12 protein-coding genes are annotated in these 15,773 nt (G+C 60.3%); 6 read left to right on the top strand and 6 right to left on the bottom strand.

Annotated elements, in window-relative coordinates; all coding sequences use genetic code 11:
* Positions 1–27: 27 nt before the first annotated feature.
* On the bottom strand, positions 28–1,569 hold the full coding sequence (locus KW840_RS18630) for an NCS1 family nucleobase:cation symporter-1 (protein WP_057715716.1): 1,542 nt from the start codon (positions 1,567–1,569) through the stop codon (positions 28–30).
* A 564-nt stretch (positions 1,570–2,133) separates the two neighbouring features.
* Entirely contained in the window at positions 2,134–2,874 is a 741-nt protein-coding gene (locus tag KW840_RS18625; protein WP_218496797.1) for a phosphoadenylyl-sulfate reductase, read from the bottom strand.
* Positions 2,875–3,047: 173 nt separating this feature from the next.
* On the opposite strand from KW840_RS18625, the gene thrH reads away from it, so the two are divergent.
* Positions 3,048–3,665: a bifunctional phosphoserine phosphatase/homoserine phosphotransferase ThrH gene (gene thrH / locus KW840_RS18620; protein WP_057715714.1), complete on the top strand. Its 618-nt coding sequence runs from the start codon at positions 3,048–3,050 to the stop codon at positions 3,663–3,665.
* Between the two features lie 127 nt (positions 3,666–3,792).
* Here the strand turns inward: thrH and pabB are convergent, their stop codons facing one another.
* The 4 genes from pabB to KW840_RS18600 form a co-directional block, all read right to left on the bottom strand.
* Entirely contained in the window at positions 3,793–5,136 is a 1,344-nt protein-coding gene (gene pabB, locus KW840_RS18615) for an aminodeoxychorismate synthase component I (RefSeq protein WP_218496794.1), read from the bottom strand.
* A 190-nt stretch (positions 5,137–5,326) separates the two neighbouring features.
* Entirely contained in the window at positions 5,327–6,313 is a 987-nt protein-coding gene (locus tag KW840_RS18610; RefSeq protein WP_057715712.1) for an alpha-L-glutamate ligase-like protein, read from the bottom strand.
* On the bottom strand, positions 6,313–7,848 hold the full coding sequence (locus tag KW840_RS18605; RefSeq protein WP_057715711.1) for an inactive transglutaminase family protein: 1,536 nt from the start codon (positions 7,846–7,848) through the stop codon (positions 6,313–6,315). The genes KW840_RS18610 and KW840_RS18605 overlap by 1 nt, the downstream gene beginning before the upstream one ends.
* 5 nt (positions 7,849–7,853) lie before the next feature.
* Positions 7,854–8,390 (bottom strand): ATP-dependent zinc protease, encoded by a 537-nt coding sequence (locus KW840_RS18600; protein ID WP_218496792.1) that lies wholly within the window; start codon positions 8,388–8,390, stop codon positions 7,854–7,856.
* A 297-nt stretch (positions 8,391–8,687) separates the two neighbouring features.
* Between KW840_RS18600 and KW840_RS18595 the strand changes: the two genes are divergently transcribed.
* The 5 genes from KW840_RS18595 to prpF all read left to right on the top strand — a co-directional run bounded on the left by KW840_RS18595 (position 8,688) and on the right by prpF (position 15,624).
* Positions 8,688–9,407 (top strand): GntR family transcriptional regulator, encoded by a 720-nt coding sequence (locus KW840_RS18595; RefSeq protein WP_008048579.1) that lies wholly within the window; start codon positions 8,688–8,690, stop codon positions 9,405–9,407.
* Complete coding sequence (gene prpB / locus KW840_RS18590; protein WP_008017616.1) at positions 9,404–10,294, top strand: methylisocitrate lyase; 891 nt, start codon at positions 9,404–9,406, stop codon at positions 10,292–10,294. The genes KW840_RS18595 and prpB overlap by 4 nt, the downstream gene beginning before the upstream one ends.
* A gap of 154 nt (positions 10,295–10,448) precedes the next feature.
* Positions 10,449–11,576 (top strand): 2-methylcitrate synthase, encoded by a 1,128-nt coding sequence (gene prpC / locus KW840_RS18585; protein ID WP_090454029.1) that lies wholly within the window; start codon positions 10,449–10,451, stop codon positions 11,574–11,576.
* Positions 11,577–11,772: 196 nt separating this feature from the next.
* Entirely contained in the window at positions 11,773–14,367 is a 2,595-nt protein-coding gene (gene acnD / locus KW840_RS18580) for a Fe/S-dependent 2-methylisocitrate dehydratase AcnD (RefSeq protein ID WP_057715708.1), read from the top strand.
* A 66-nt stretch (positions 14,368–14,433) separates the two neighbouring features.
* Positions 14,434–15,624 (top strand): 2-methylaconitate cis-trans isomerase PrpF, encoded by a 1,191-nt coding sequence (prpF, locus tag KW840_RS18575; RefSeq protein ID WP_218496789.1) that lies wholly within the window; start codon positions 14,434–14,436, stop codon positions 15,622–15,624.
* Positions 15,625–15,773 lie beyond the last annotated feature (149 nt).

The following is a 15,773-nucleotide window of genomic DNA, read 5'->3' as shown; positions in this document are numbered from 1 at the left end:
GCCCGACAACGCCGGGCCGCGACAGGATCAGTGGCTGACGTTGTCGACCGCGATGGCTTCGCCGCTAACATCGACGTAATGCGGTTGGCGCTTGGCGATGATCAGGTAGAGCATCCCGGCGATACCGGCACCAATCAGCCAGGAGAATGGCGATACGCTGTGGAAGCCCGGTACCAATGCCAGGACGATGGCGATCAACGCAGCAGGAATGAACGCCGCCACCGCGCGCAAATTGACACCGCGACTGTAGTAATACGCGCCGTCAGGGTCTTCGCTGTACAACTGCGGCACGTTGATCCGGCCTTTGCGTACCAGCCAGTAGTCGACCATGATCACCCCGTACAACGGGCCGAGCAGGGCACCGAGGCCGGACAGGAAATACACGATCACCAGCGGGCTGTTGTAGAGGTTCCACGGCAGGATCAGCACGGCGATGGTCGCGCTGATCAGCCCGGCGCGGCGGAAGGTCAGGTACTTGGGCGCCAGGTTGCTGAGTACGAACGCCGGGGCGACGAAGTTGGCCATGATGTTCACCGCCACGGTGACGATCAGGAACGCCAGGCAGCCGAGCACCAGGAAGAAGGTGTTGGGGATCGAGGCGATGATTTCGGTCGGGCTTTCGATGATCCGGCCATTGATCTGAAATTGCGCGCCGCACAGCAGGACGGTAATGCCGGCGAATACCAGGATATTCACCGGCAAGCCCCAGAAATTTCCGACCTTGATGGTTTTGCGGCACGGCGAGGAGCGGGCAAAGTCGCAGAAGTTGAGGATCAAGGTGCCGTAGATCGCCAGCCACAGTGCGCCACCGGCAAAGATGTTGCGCCACATCTCACCGCCAGTCAGCGGCTCACGGATAGACCAGGCGATGGTCGCATCGGCCTGGGTGTACATCCACGCGGCAAGGGCGGCGACGGTCAGCAAAATCACCGGGCCGGCAAATGCCTCATAGCGCCGCACCATCTCCATGCCATAGGCCAGGATCGCCAGTTGCACGAACCAGATCGCGACGAAACACACCCAGCCCAGGGTCGACAGACCGAGGATCGAGTCGTGGTCGTAGTCGGCGAACCCGGGATGGACCGCCGTTAACAGCACGCGAAAGACCACGGACGCAAGATACGTCTGGATACCGAACCAGGCGATGGCGATAACGGCGCGGATCAATGCAGGAATCTGCGCACCGTGAATGCCGAAACTGATCCGGCTGATGACCGGAAACGGCACCCCGGTTTTCTGGCCCATGTAGCCAGACAGGTTCATGAAGAAGTAAACCAGCGCGGCGCCGATTCCCAGGGACAGAAGAATCTGCCAGCCACCCAGACCCAAGGCGTACAGGCCTATGGCAAACGAGTAGTTGGCAATGTTGTGCACGTCGTTGGTCCACAGGGCAAAGATGCTGTAGCGGCCCCAGCGCCGACCTTCGGACTTGGTCGGTGCCAGGTCCTTGTTGTGCAATCGGGGGCTGAGCACCACGGGAGCGTGATGCGCCTGATTGTCGACGGTGTGGATGGAATGGGAGGAGGGTAGATCCAGCGCGATGTTGTTATTGGAGAGACTAGTACGCATTCCGGCAGGCTCCTGATGCTCGACATCGCGATGACTGTGCATGAGCGTTGGCTCGACAAATCTTCGTCGCGGATGGCGAATATCATTGGTTACGGGGCATCTGCAGCCTGTACGGGATAGGGCGCTTCAGGCTTGCGGATCTAAAGTGTGTGTATGTTTTGAATTGATTGTATACAAAACATGTATGCACTTAAGCCAGATCCATGCCAGTCGGGAGATCTATGAAACGCGCTATTCATTTCGTTTTGTTATGGCGGTTCGCCAAGCTACTGAAAAATAGGCAATTAAAATTGACCGATTGAACAGGTATTTATTTTACGAAGGGGATTCAGGAGGACATGGCGGTGTACGTCAGGCGAGGGGATGTAACTTTTGGGGGCGCAGAAACGAAAAGTGCACACATAAATGGCACCGATGGTGACATTTATGTGTACACATTTTTGTGGGAGCGAGCTTGCTCGCGATGGTCGTCAATGAAAACGCTGTATTCCTGACACCCCATGGCGCTCTTGGGTTTATCGCGAGCAAGCTCGCTCCTACAGAGGGGGATCACAACGCTCGGGATCAGCCTTTGGACTTGCTGATGATATTCCCCGCATGCAGCCCGCATTCCTTCTGCGTCGCTTCTTCCCACCACCAACGGCCTTCACGCTCATGCTGGTTCGGCAATACCGGGCGGGTGCAGGGTTCGCAGCCGATGCTGATGAAACCGCGTTCGTGCAGGCTGTTGTACGGCAACTCAAGCATGCGGATGTAGCCCCAGATCTCTTCGCTGGTCATTTGTGCCAGCGGGTTGAACTTGTACAGGGTACGTTCCGGGGTGGAGAACGCGGTGTCGATTTCCATTACCGCGACGGCGCTGCGGGTGCCGGGGCTCTGGTCCCGACGCTGGCCGGTCGCCCAGGCCCTCACGCCTGACAGCTTGCGGCGCAGCGGTTCGATCTTGCGGATGCCGCAGCATTCGCCATGGCCGTCCTTGTAGAAGCTGAACAGGCCTTTTTCCTTCACGAACGGCTCAAGTTTCGTGTAGTCCGGCGACACCAGTTCGATGTCGATCTTGTAGTGCTCGCGCACCTGATCGATGAAGCGGTAGGTCTCGGGGTGCAAGCGACCGGTGTCGAGGCTGAACACTTTGACGTTCTTGTTCAGCTTCCAGGCCATGTCCACCAGCACCACGTCTTCGGCGCCGCTGAAAGATATCCACAGGTCATCGCCGAACTCGGCAAACGCGAGTTTCAGAATGTCCTGGGCGGATTTGTTGGCATAGGTCGTGGCGAGTTCCACGACGTCGAACGTTGGGCTCATCAGGGCGGCTTCCTACAGGTCGGTGGCGCTGGGCGCTCTATATGGGGTCGATGGTAACAAAAAGCTGCACGGGCCGGGGCATCCTCTGCGTTGCGCAGGCAGGCCCGAATCGCTAGAGTTCGGCAGTCTTTTTGCTCGCTCGACTCAATAATCAATACAAATGGGAGTGTCTTGTGGAAATTGCCTGTCTGGATCTTGAAGGTGTGCTGGTTCCGGAAATCTGGATCGCCTTCGCCGAAAAAACCGGGATCGAATCCCTCAGGGCCACTACCCGGGACATTCCCGACTACGACGTGCTGATGAAGCAGCGCCTGCGAATTCTCGACGAGCACGGCCTGAAGCTCTCCGACATTCAGGAAGTGATCGCCACGCTCAAGCCGCTCGATGGCGCCATCGAGTTCGTCGACTGGCTGCGCGAGCGCTTCCAGGTGGTGATCCTGTCGGACACCTTCTATGAGTTCTCCCAGCCGCTGATGCGTCAGCTGGGCTTCCCGACCTTGCTCTGCCATCGCCTGATTACTGACGACACTGGGCGTGTCACTGACTATCAACTGCGTCAGAAAGATCCCAAGCGTCAGTCGGTCCTGGCCTTCAAGAGCCTCTACTACCGGGTGATCGCGGCGGGGGATTCCTACAACGACACCACGATGCTGGGCGAGGCTGATGCCGGGATTCTGTTCCATGCGCCGGATAACGTGATTGCGCAGTTCCCGCAGTTCCCGGCGGTGCACACGTTTGAAGCGTTGAAGCAGGAGTTCATCAAGGCATCAAACCGGACCCTGAGCTTGTAATCACATTCCCTGTATGTAGGAGCGAGCCTGCTCGCGATGGTCGTCAACGATAACGCGGCAAGACTGACACCCCGCGGCGTTTTCAGGTTCATCGCGAGCAAGCTCGCTCCTACAGTGATGGGGATGGTCAGAGGTTCTGCAGCGTATCGAGCAGTACCTTCACCTTGGTAATCGACTCCTGATACTCAGCCTGCCACTGCGAGTCCGCGACAATCCCGCCACCGCCCCAGCAACACACCTGCCCGTCCTTGACCAGCAAACTACGGATGGCGATGGAGCTGTCCATTTCGCCGCGTACGTCCAGGTACAGCAACGAACCGCAATACAGGCCGCGCCGGGTCGGCTCCAGTTCGTCGATGATCTGCATGGCACGAATCTTTGGCGCGCCGGTAATCGAGCCGCCGGGGAAGCTGCCGGCGATCAGGTCCAGGGCATCGCGCTCATCCGCCAGTTCACCGGTGACGCTGCTCACCAGGTGGTGCACGTTCGGATAGCTTTCCAGGCTGAACAGTTCCGGCACCCGTACTGAGCCTGTGCGGCAAGTGCGACCGAGGTCATTGCGCAGCAGGTCGACAATCATCAGGTTTTCCGCGCGGTCCTTGGGGCTGGCCAGCAATTCGGCGGCGTTCGCGGCGTCCTGTTCGGGTGTCAGGCCCCGGGGGCGAGTGCCCTTGATCGGGCGGGTTTCCACATGGCCCTGGCTGACTTTGACAAAGCGTTCCGGCGACAGGCTGAGTACGGCATCGCCATCAGGCAAGTTCTGGAAACCGGAAAAAGGCGTCGGGCAAGCAGCGCGTAGCGCACAGTAAGCGGCCCACGGATCACCCAGGCAGGGTGCGCGAAACCGTTGGGCGAAATTGACCTGATAGCAGTCGCCGGCCTGAATGTACTGCTGGATGCGCTCGATGGCCTGTTGATACTCGTCTGCGCTCAGATCGGCAGTCATCGGGGTGAGCAGTTTGAAGGGCGTGACCACTTCCGGTGCGGGCTGACTGAACAGTTCGATCAGGCGCTGACGCTCGCTGTCGGGCAGGGTCGGGTGGAACACCAATTGACTGGTCTGCGAAAGGTGATCGCTGATCAAGGCCCAGCCGTACAAGCCGAAACGCGCGTCGGGCAGATGCAGGTCATCACTGGCCTGGCTCGGCAGGCGTTCCAGATGTCGGCCGAAGTCGTAACTCAGGTAACCGATCAACCCACCGGCAAACGGCAACTCATAATCTGCCGGCAGAATGGCTTCGCCCAGGCGTGTCAGGTTGTCGCGCAGGCGTTGCAGGAAAGCATCGCCACTTTCGTCGGGCGACACCGTCAGTTGTTCCAGTGGCCAGGCGCTGAGCAGGTCATATCGACCGCGGTCGGCGCTGGGGCGGCCACTGTCGAGCAGGACGGCACCGGGTGCATGGCGAATCGCCGCGAAATATTCGGCGGGGTTGGCGCGATAGGGCAGCGGGTGTACGGAACAGGTCAACATGGGCGGGGGAAGTCAGCCATCGAGGCGGGGTGGCGATTGTAGTCCCCTCGGAGAATTGCTCCTAGAGGGGATTGATTGCTGTAGGAGCGAGCTCGCTCGCGATGGTCGTCAACGATAACGCTGTATGCCTGACCCCCCACAGTGTTTTCAGGTTCATCGCGAGCAAGCTCGCTCCTACAATCGATGGGCCTCAGCCCTCGACCGCAGGAATATGCCCAAACATCTCCTGCACAAACGCCACGCGTTCTTCGACCGATTCACTCACGCCGCGCGCCTTCAGGTCTTCCAGCCGCGCCTCGACCGCATGAGTGCGCAACGTCAGGCCGCAGTCATTGGCAATCTGGATATTCAGCCCCGGCCGGGCGTTGAGCTCCAGAATCAGCGGGCCTTTTTCCTGGTCCAGGACCATGTCGACACCGATGTAGCCCAGGCCGCACAACTCATAGCAACCAGCGGCGAGTTTCATGAAGCCGTCCCAGTAGGGCAGTTGCACGCCATCCACTGCGTTGGTGGTGTCCGGGTGTTTGTTGATGATGTTGTTGAGCCAGGTGCCGCGCAGGGTCAGGCCGGTGGCCAGGTCCACACCGACGCCGATGGCGCCCTGGTGCAGGTTGGCCTTGCCGTTGGACTGGCGCGTCGGCAGGCGCAACATGGCCATCACCGGGTAGCCCATCAAAACAATGATGCGAATGTCCGGCACGCCTTCGTAACTGATGCTCTTGAAGATCTGGTCCGGAATCACGCGGTATTCGATCAGCGCCCGGTCGCGGTGACCGCCCAGGGAGTACAGGCCGGTCAGGATGCTGGAAACCTGGTGTTCGATTTCTTCATGGCTGATGATCCGGCCGGACACCGTGCGATAACGCCCTTCAAAGCGGTCGGCGATGACCAGGATGCCATCTCCGCCAGCGCCCTGGGCCGGTTTGATCACGAAGTCATTGCGTGCGCCGATGATCTCTTCGAGATTGTCGATTTCCTTCTCGGTGGAGATCACGCCATACAGTTCAGGCACATGGATGCCGGCAGCGATGGCGCGTTCCTTGGTGATGATCTTGTCATCGACGATCGGGTACAGGCTGCGCTTGTTGTATTTGAGCACGTAGTCTGCGTTGCGCCGATTGATCCCCATGATGCCCCGGGCTTCCAGGGCCTTCCAGGTCTTCCAGAGGCCGAACATCAGGCGTCAGCCTTTTTCAGGAAGGCCTTGAAGCGCACCAGTTCGGTCAGGCGGTAACCGCGATAACGACCCATGGCCAGCATGAAGCCCACCAGAATCAGCAGGATCGCCGGGAAAGTGAACACGAAGTACACCAGTTCCGGCACGCTCATGATCAGGTGCGCCAGGGACGCGGCGAACAGCGTGCCGACGGCCACTTTCATGGCATGGCCACCGCCGCGCTCTTCCCAGGTGATCGACAGTCGTTCGATGGTCATGGTCAGGATCACCATCGGGAACAGCGCCACCGACAAACCGCGTTCCAGGCCGAGTTTATGGCTGAGCAGGCTGATGGCTGCAATCAGCACCACCACGAACGTCAGCACCACCGACAGCCGCGGCAGCATTTGCAGTTTCAGGTGTTCGAGATAGGAACGCAGCGACAAGCCCAGCGCCGTGATGATGGTAAACAGCACGATACCGAAGCCGAGCTGGGTTTCGCGGAAGGCCAGGGCGATCAGCACCGGGGTGAAGGTGCCCAGGGTCTGGATGCCGATCAGGTTGCGCAGGATCAGGATCACCAGCACGCCGATCGGGATCATCACCATGATCATGAAGGTCTGCTGGGTTTGCAGCGGCAGGCCGTACAGCGAGTACTCGAGGAAATTGGCGTCGGTGTTTTCGTCGGTCAGCTTGGCCAGGCGAATGGCGTTCATTTCGCTGTTGTTCAGGCTGAAGGTCACGTTGGCTTTCTTGCCACCATCGACGGTGATCAGGTTTTCGTCGCCGGTCCACCACAGCAGGCGGTCGGTCGGCAGGCCCTGTTCACCGGTTTCCGGGTTGAAGTACAGCCAGTCGGTGCCATTGAAACTGCGCAGCCACAGTTCCGGCATTTGCGGCTGGTCGGCCACCAGGCGGATGGTGTGGACCTTCTCGATCGGCACATGGGCGATGGACAGCAGCAGCTCGACGATTTTCGCCTTGTGCGCCGCGGATGGGTCACCAGCCAGCAGCAGCTTCACGTTGTCGTCGTTAAGGTTGTTGACCCGCTTGATGGCTTCGCCGACGAAAGTTTCGACATCGGCCGAGTGTTGGCGAATCGGTGCGAGCAGGGCTTCGGCGGCGATTTTTTCCGGGCCTTCGATGGTCATGCTGTCGCGAAAGGTCGGGCCTTTGATCTTGGCTTTCTCACCGGAATAACGCTTGGTCAGCACCAGGCGGTAATACAGCGTCTGATTGCCTTTGGCCCGGCGTGCCGACCAAGTGACCTTGCGGTTGCCGTCGACCCGGTTCACGGCCACGCCGTAGTTGTTGGAGATGAAGCTCTCGTTGAGGCTCACGAAGTCGCGGCTCAGCGGAGGCACGAACATCTGGATCTTGACCGGATCCTTGGCACTGGCGACGAACTCGACCTTGGCGTCGATGTTCCACAGGTCGTCGGTGGCGTCTTCGGTCACCGGGATGCCCAGCACGAAGATCTGATAGGCCGTAACTGAAATGCCCAGCACCACCAGGATGGCGATCAGCAGTTTCAGGTGAAGGGTAAGAGAGCGCATTTGAATTACTCGGCGGTATGAGCGTCGGTGGTGCAGGCAGGTTTGCCGGCAGCATATTTAAGGCTGGGGTCAACCAGAGCATCGAAACGTTTGAGGGCTTCGGAGCCAATCAGTAGCGGGTATTGGAAAGCGCTGCGGTCGGTCAGGTTCACTTCGATGCTGCGCAGGGCCGAGCCCATGCAGATGTCCAGTTCGATCACCGGGCGGGCGGTGTACTTCTTGCCTTCTTCCGGATCGTAGTCGCCGGCCCGGCGCTTGATCTTGCTGACACGGGCCAGCGGGCGTTCGATCGGGTGCGAATGGGCGGCGTCGATGGCCAGGTAAAAGCGCACCCACGACTCGCCGTTGCGTTTGAAACGTTTGATATCCCGTGCACTCAGGGATGCGGTTTTCGCCCCGGTATCGAGTTTGGCCGCCACCTCCAGATCGATGCCATTGAGCGATGCGTACTCGTTAAGGCCATACACGGTCTTTTCCCCGGCCATTGCGAAGCCGGGCAGGCAAAGGAAAAAAAGGACGGTGGGGAAGGGCTTGAGTCTCATAAATCCTGATGCGCAGCGGTCCGACTTGATTCAAGGCCCTGGCATCGCTGCGCAAGCTCCCTCGTATGCCTGTCAGGTTTTTATGACAGGCAGTGCAGATGTGACAAACAAATGCGGGCGGCATTCTAGCACGGTGGTTTGATGGCGCCAGCGCTGGCCGGTGGCTATAAATAGGCCGGTTGCTTCGTAATGGTGCAACCGGTTATCAGAAGATTGTCGACAATATCGATTTATACTTTGACTGTGCCGCCAGTATTCGCTAGTTTTTGCGGCACTGGCTTACAAGGTGTCGACAATATGCTGGATCAACTCGATCCCCCGGTTTCTACGCAAGACGATACGGAGACGCTTTCCGAGAACGTCTTCCGACGCATTCAGGCGGCTATCGTCAAAGGCGATATCGCGCCGGGCAGCAAAATCTCCGAACCGGAACTGGCGCGCACCTACGGCATCAGCCGTGGCCCGTTGCGCGAGGCCATCCACCGTCTGGAAGGCCAGCGCCTGCTGGTTCGCGTGCCGCATGTCGGCGCACGGGTGGTGTCGCTCAATCACGCCGAACTGATTGAGCTATACGAAATCCGCGAATCCCTGGAAGGCATGGCCTGTCGCCTGGCCGCCGAGCGCATGAGCCTCGAAGAAATCGACGAGCTGCGTCGGGTCCTGGAAACCCACGAACGCGATGAGGCGTTTCAGGCCGGGAGAGGCTACTACCAGCAGGAAGGCGATTTCGACTTCCACTACCGAATCATCCAGGGCAGCGGCAACCGTACGCTGACCCAAATGCTCTGCGGCGAGCTGTATCAACTGGTGCGCATGTACCGCATCCAGTTTTCCACCACGCCCAATCGCCCGCACCAGGCGTTCGCCGAGCACCACCGAATTCTCGATGCCATCGCCGACCGTGACGGTGAACTGGCCGAGTTGTTGATGCGCCGTCACATCGGCGCCTCCAAACGCAACATCGCCCGTCATTACCAGGACGGCGCTAACCCGACAGCCAAACGAGGTGAGTCATGAGTTTGAACAAGAGCACTCCAGGCCAGCGTTTCCGCGATGCGGTCGCCAGCGAGCATCCATTGCAAGTGGTCGGCGCGATCAACGCCAACCATGCGCTGCTGGCCAAGCGCGCCGGTTTCAAGGCGATCTACCTGTCGGGTGGCGGGGTGGCTGCCGGCTCCCTCGGCGTGCCGGACCTGGGCATCACCGGCCTGGATGACGTGCTGACCGACGTGCGCCGCATCACCGATGTTTGCGACCTGCCGCTGCTGGTGGACGTGGACACCGGTTTCGGTTCCTCGGCGTTCAACGTCGCCCGTACCGTGAAGTCGATGATCAAGTTCGGCGCGGCGGCGATTCACATCGAAGACCAGGTCGGCGCCAAGCGCTGCGGTCACCGTCCTAACAAGGAAATCGTGACCCAGCAGGAAATGGTCGACCGCATCAAGGCTGCAGTCGATGCCCGTACCGATGACAGCTTCGTGATCATGGCCCGTACCGACGCCCTGGCGGTGGAAGGTCTGGAGTCTGCCCTGGATCGCGCCGCCGCGTGCATCGAGGCCGGCGCTGACATGGTGTTCCCGGAAGCCATCACTGAACTGGAAATGTACAAGCTGTTCGCCAATCGCGTGAAAGCGCCGATCCTGGCCAACATCACCGAGTTCGGCGCGACGCCGCTGTACACCACCGAACAGCTGGCCGCTGCCGACGTATCGCTGGTGCTGTACCCGCTGTCGGCGTTCCGTGCCATGAACAAGGCTGCAGAAAACGTCTACACCGCGATCCGTCGCGATGGCACGCAACAGAACGTCATCGACACCATGCAGACCCGCATGGAGCTTTACGATCGCATCGACTACCACACCTTCGAGCAGAAGCTCGATGCGTTGTTCGCCGCGAAAAAATGATGAACCCCGTGTACCTGTAGGAGCGAGTTCGCTCGCGATGGTCGCCAACGATAACGCGGGAAATCTGATGCCCCGCGGCGATTTGATGTTTATCGCGAGCAAGCTCGCTCCTACAGGCTGGTTTCCCTAAAAAATTCAAGAATTGGAGACAGCAATGGCCGAAGCAAAAGTACTCAGTGGCGCCGGGCTCCGTGGCCAGGTAGCCGGGCAAACCGCACTGTCCACCGTGGGCCAGTCGGGTGCCGGTCTGACCTATCGTGGTTATGACGTACGTGAACTGGCGGCTGACGCACAGTTCGAAGAAGTTGCCTACCTGCTGCTGTACGGCGAACTGCCGAGCAAGGCGCAACTGGCAGCCTACGTTGCCAAACTGAGCAAGCTGCGCGACCTGCCGCAAGCGCTCAAAGAAGTGCTGGAACGCATCCCCGCCGACGCCCACCCGATGGACGTGATGCGCACTGGCTGCTCGTTCCTGGGCAACCTGGAGCCGGAGAGCAACTTCTCCGAGCAACACGACAAGACCGACCGCCTGCTGGCCGCGTTCCCGGCGATCATGACCTACTGGTATCGCTTCAGCCACGAAGGCAAGCGCATCGATTGCGTGAGTGACGAGCAGTCCATCGGCGGCCACTTCCTGCACCTGCTGCACGGCAAGAAGCCGAGCGAGCTGCACGTCAAGGTGATGAACGTTTCGCTGATCCTCTACGCGGAGCACGAGTTCAACGCGTCGACCTTCACCGCACGTGTTTGCGCCTCGACCCTGTCCGACCTGTATTCGTGCATCACCGCGGCCATCGGCTCGCTGCGCGGTCCGCTGCACGGTGGCGCCAACGAAGCGGCGATGGAAATGATCGAGCGTTTCTCGTCGCCGGAAGACGCGATCAAGGGCACCCTCGGCATGCTCGAGCGCAAGGACAAGATCATGGGCTTCGGCCACGCGATCTATAAGGACAACGATCCGCGTAACGAGGTGATCAAGGGCTGGTCGAAAAAGCTTGCTGACGAAGTGGGCGACAAGGTGTTGTTCCCGGTGTCCGAAGCCATCGACAAGACCATGTGGGAGCAGAAGAAACTGTTCCCGAACGCCGACTTCTACCATGCCTCGGCGTACCACTTCATGGGCATCCCGACCAAGTTGTTCACACCGATCTTCGTCTGCTCGCGCCTGACCGGCTGGGCCGCCCACGTGTACGAACAACGTGCCAACAACCGCATCATCCGTCCAAGCGCCGAATACACCGGCGTTGAGCAGCGCAAGTTCGTACCAATCGAACAACGCTGAATGGTGGCGGCCGGCACCGGGATCTGAATGCAACGCAGATCCCTGTAGGAGCGAGCTTGCTCGCGATGGAGTGTCATTCACATTGGTGTCGACTGACACACCATCGCGAGCAAACTCGCTCCCACAGTGGATTGTGTTCACTTCAAGTCTGGTGCCAGGCCCCACCTTTTGTAACTACCGTGACCGAGTCCTGACGATGAACACACAATTTCGTAAACCGCTGCCCGGCAGCCACCTGGATTACTTCGATGTCCGCGCAGCGGTCGAGGCGATCCAGCCTGGCGCCTACGACACCCTGCCGTACACCTCCCGTGTACTGGCGGAAAACCTTGTGCGTCGCTGCGACCCGGCCACGCTCACCGAATCCCTGAAGCAATTCATCGAGCGCAAGCGCGACCTCGACTTCCCGTGGTTCCCGGCCCGCGTGGTGTGCCACGACATTCTCGGCCAGACCGCGCTGGTCGACCTCGCCGGCCTGCGTGACGCCATCGCCCTGCAGGGCGGTGATCCGGCGCAAGTGAACCCGGTGGTGCCGACCCAACTGATCGTCGACCACTCCCTGGCCGTCGAGCGCGGTGGCTTCGATCCGGAGGCGTTCGAGAAGAACCGCGCCATCGAAGACCGTCGCAACGAAGACCGCTTCCACTTCATCAACTGGACCAAGAAGGCGTTCAAGAACGTCGACGTGATCCCGCCGGGCAACGGCATCATGCACCAGATCAACCTGGAGAAAATGTCTCCGGTGATCCAGGTGCGTGACGGCGTGGCCTTCCCTGATACCTGCGTCGGCACCGACAGCCACACCCCGCACGTCGATGCGTTGGGCGTGATCGCCATCGGTGTCGGTGGTCTGGAAGCCGAAAGCGTAATGCTCGGTCGCGCATCGTGGATGCGTCTGCCGGAAAGCGTCGGCGTCGAGCTGACCGGCAAGCTGCAGCCGGGCATCACCGCCACCGACATGGTGCTGGCGCTGACCGAGTTCCTGCGCAAGCAAAAAGTGGTTGGCGCGTGGCTGGAATTCTTCGGTGAAGGTGCGGCGGCGCTGACCCTCGGCGACCGCGCGACCATCTCCAACATGGCCCCGGAATACGGCGCCACCGCGGCGATGTTCTACATCGATCAGCAGACTATCGACTACCTCAAGCTCACCGGCCGTGAAGACGAGCAGGTGCAGTTGGTCGAGAACTACGCCAAGCAGGTCGGCCTGTGGGCTGACAGCCTCAAAGGCGCGCAGTACGAGCGCGGCCTGACCTTCGACCTGTCTTCTGTGGTGCGCAACATGGCTGGCCCGAGCAACCCGCACGCCCGTGTGGCGGTGTCGGATCTGGCTGCCAAAGGCATTTCCGGTCAGTGGGACGATGTGCCGGGGCAAATGCCGGACGGCGCGGTGATCATCGCCGCCATCACCAGCTGCACCAACACCAGCAACCCGCGCAACGTGATCGCCGCCGGCCTGCTGGCGCGCAACGCCAACAAGCTCGGCCTGACCCGCAAGCCGTGGGTCAAGTCGTCCCTGGCACCAGGTTCCAAAACCGTGGCGCTGTACCTCGATGAAGCCGGTTTGACCGATGAGCTGGAACAGCTCGGTTTCGGCGTCGTGGCCTTCGCCTGCACCACCTGCAACGGCATGTCCGGCGCACTGGACCCGGTGATCCAGCAAGAGATCATCGACCGTGACCTGTACGCCACTGCTGTGTTGTCCGGTAACCGTAACTTCGACGGCCGGATTCACCCGTACGCCAAGCAGGCGTTCCTCGCGTCGCCGCCATTGGTCGTTGCTTACGCCATCGCCGGTACCATCCGTTTCGACATCGAAAAAGATGTGCTGGGCGTTGTCGACGGCAAGGAAATCCGCCTGAAGGACATCTGGCCGAGCGACGAAGAAATCGACGCCGTGGTGAAAGCCTCGGTCAAGCCTGAGCAGTTCCGTCAGGTCTACATCCCGATGTTCGCCATCCACGAAGACACCGGTCCCAAAGTCGCGCCGCTGTACGAGTGGCGCGAGATGAGCACCTACATCCGCCGTCCGCCGTACTGGGAAGGTGCGTTGGCCGGCGCCCGTCCGCTCAAGGGCATGCGCCCGCTGGCGGTGCTGCCGGACAACATCACCACCGATCACCTGTCGCCGTCCAACGCCATCATGCTCGACAGCGCCGCGGGCGAATACCTGGCGAAAATGGGCCTGCCGGAAGAGGACTTCAACTCCTACGCGACTCACCGTGGTGACCACCTGACCGCGCAGCGCGCGACCTTCGCCAACCCGAAACTGTTCAACGAAATGGTTCTGGAAAACGGCAAGGTCAAGCAGGGTTCGCTGGCCCGCGTCGAGCCGGAAGGCAAAGTGATGCGCATGTGGGAAGCCATCGAGACCTACATGGATCGCAAGCAGCCGCTGATCATCATCGCAGGTGCCGACTACGGTCAGGGTTCGTCCCGCGACTGGGCGGCCAAGGGCGTGCGCCTGGCGGGTGTGGAAGCGATTGCCGCCGAAGGTTTCGAGCGCATTCACCGCACCAACCTGGTGGGCATGGGCGTGTTGCCGCTGGAATTCAAGCCGGGCACCAACCGCCACACCCTGGCCATCGACGGCAGCGAAACCTACGACGTGATTGGCGACCGCACCCCGCGTGCCGAGCTGACCCTGGTGATCCATCGCAAGAATGGCGAGCGCGTCGATGTGCCGGTGACCTGCCGCCTCGACACTGCTGAAGAAGTGTCGATCTACGAAGCCGGTGGCGTGCTGCAACGCTTCGCCCAGGACTTCCTCGAAGAATCGGCGGTTGCTGTTTAACACACGCCTTGCAGACACGGGACTTTGAGTCCCGTGTCTGTTTTCAGATTAGGAGTAACGAGCACCATGGCTCATGCACCGCAGATCAAAATTCCAGCGACATACATGCGCGGCGGCACCAGCAAAGGCGTGTTTTTCAGCCTGAAGGATTTGCCTGAAGCGGCACAGGTCCCGGGCCAGGCTCGCGACGCTTTGCTGCTGCGGGTGATCGGCAGCCCCGACCCGTACGACAAACAAATCGACGGCATGGGCGGCGCGACTTCCAGCACCAGCAAAACCGTTATCCTGTCGAAAAGCATCAAGGCCGATCACGATGTCGATTACCTGTTCGGTCAGGTGTCCATCGACAAGCCCTTCGTGGACTGGAGTGGCAACTGCGGCAACCTGTCGGCGGCGGTCGGTTCGTTCGCCGTCAGCAATGGCCTGGTGGACGCCAGCCGCATCCCGCAAAACGGCGTGGCGGTGGTTCGCGTGTGGCAGGCCAACATTGGCAAAACCATCATCGCCCACGTGCCGATCACCAATGGTGAAGTACAGGAAACCGGCGATTTCGAACTCGACGGCGTGACCTTCCCGGCGGCCGAAGTGCAGATCGAGTTCCTCGATCCGGCGGCGGACGAAGAGGGCGGCGGCGGTTCGATGTTCCCTACCGGCAACCTGGTGGACGACCTGGAAGTGCCCGGCGTCGGCACCTTCAAGGCGACCATGATCAACGCCGGTATCCCGACGATTTTCGTCAATGCCGAAGACATCGGCTACAAGGGCACCGAGTTGCAGGGCGCGATCAACGGCGACCCGAAAGCCTTGCTGATGTTCGAAACCATCCGTGCTTACGGCGCATTGCGCATGGGCCTGATTTCGAACATTGACGAAGCTGCCAAGCGCCAGCACACGCCAAAAGTGGCCTTCGTCGCCAAACCGGCGGATTACGTATCGTCCAGTGGCAAAGCCATTGCGGCGGGTGATGTCGACCTGCTGGTGCGTGCGCTGTCCATGGGCAAGTTGCACCACGCGATGATGGGTACTGCTGCGGTGGCAATCGGCACGGCGGCAGCGATCACCGGTACGCTGGTTAACCTCGCGGCAGGCGGTATCGAACGCAACGCGGTGCGCTTCGGCCACCCGTCCGGTACCTTGCGCGTCGGCGCCGAGGCCAGCCAGGTCAATGGCGAGTGGACCGTGAACAAAGCGATCATGAGCCGCAGTGCACGGGTGTTGATGGAAGGGTTTGTCCGTGTGCCGGGTGATTCTTTCTAAGATCATCCAAACACCTGTGGGAGCGAGCTTGCTCGCGATGGGGCCAACACATTCAATACGTGTGCTGGCTGATGCACCGCCATCGCGAGCAAGCTCGCTCCCACAGTGGCCTGCATTTCAATCATAAGAATTTGTCATTGACTGAGATT

Source organism: Pseudomonas sp. PDM30 (assembly GCF_019218985.1).
Taxonomy (GTDB): Bacteria; Pseudomonadota; Gammaproteobacteria; order Pseudomonadales; family Pseudomonadaceae; genus Aquipseudomonas; species Aquipseudomonas jessenii.
This window is presented reverse-complemented; position numbering and strand designations above follow the sequence as displayed.

Coding starts and splice junctions, on each gene's coding strand:
- KW840_RS18595 (WP_008048579.1), top strand. CDS start 8,688: ATGCTGGATCAACTCGATCCCCCGGTTTCTACGCAAGACGATACGGAG.
- prpC (WP_090454029.1), top strand. CDS start 10,449: ATGGCCGAAGCAAAAGTACTCAGTGGCGCCGGGCTCCGTGGCCAGGTA.
- KW840_RS18630 (WP_057715716.1), bottom strand. CDS start 1,569: ATGCGTACTAGTCTCTCCAATAACAACATCGCGCTGGATCTACCCTCC.
- prpF (WP_218496789.1), top strand. CDS start 14,434: ATGGCTCATGCACCGCAGATCAAAATTCCAGCGACATACATGCGCGGC.
- KW840_RS18605 (WP_057715711.1), bottom strand. CDS start 7,848: ATGCGCTCTCTTACCCTTCACCTGAAACTGCTGATCGCCATCCTGGTG.
- acnD (WP_057715708.1), top strand. CDS start 11,773: ATGAACACACAATTTCGTAAACCGCTGCCCGGCAGCCACCTGGATTAC.
- KW840_RS18600 (WP_218496792.1), bottom strand. CDS start 8,390: ATGAGACTCAAGCCCTTCCCCACCGTCCTTTTTTTCCTTTGCCTGCCC.
- KW840_RS18625 (WP_218496797.1), bottom strand. CDS start 2,874: ATGAGCCCAACGTTCGACGTCGTGGAACTCGCCACGACCTATGCCAAC.
- pabB (WP_218496794.1), bottom strand. CDS start 5,136: ATGTTGACCTGTTCCGTACACCCGCTGCCCTATCGCGCCAACCCCGCC.
- prpB (WP_008017616.1), top strand. CDS start 9,404: ATGAGTTTGAACAAGAGCACTCCAGGCCAGCGTTTCCGCGATGCGGTC.
- KW840_RS18610 (WP_057715712.1), bottom strand. CDS start 6,313: ATGTTCGGCCTCTGGAAGACCTGGAAGGCCCTGGAAGCCCGGGGCATC.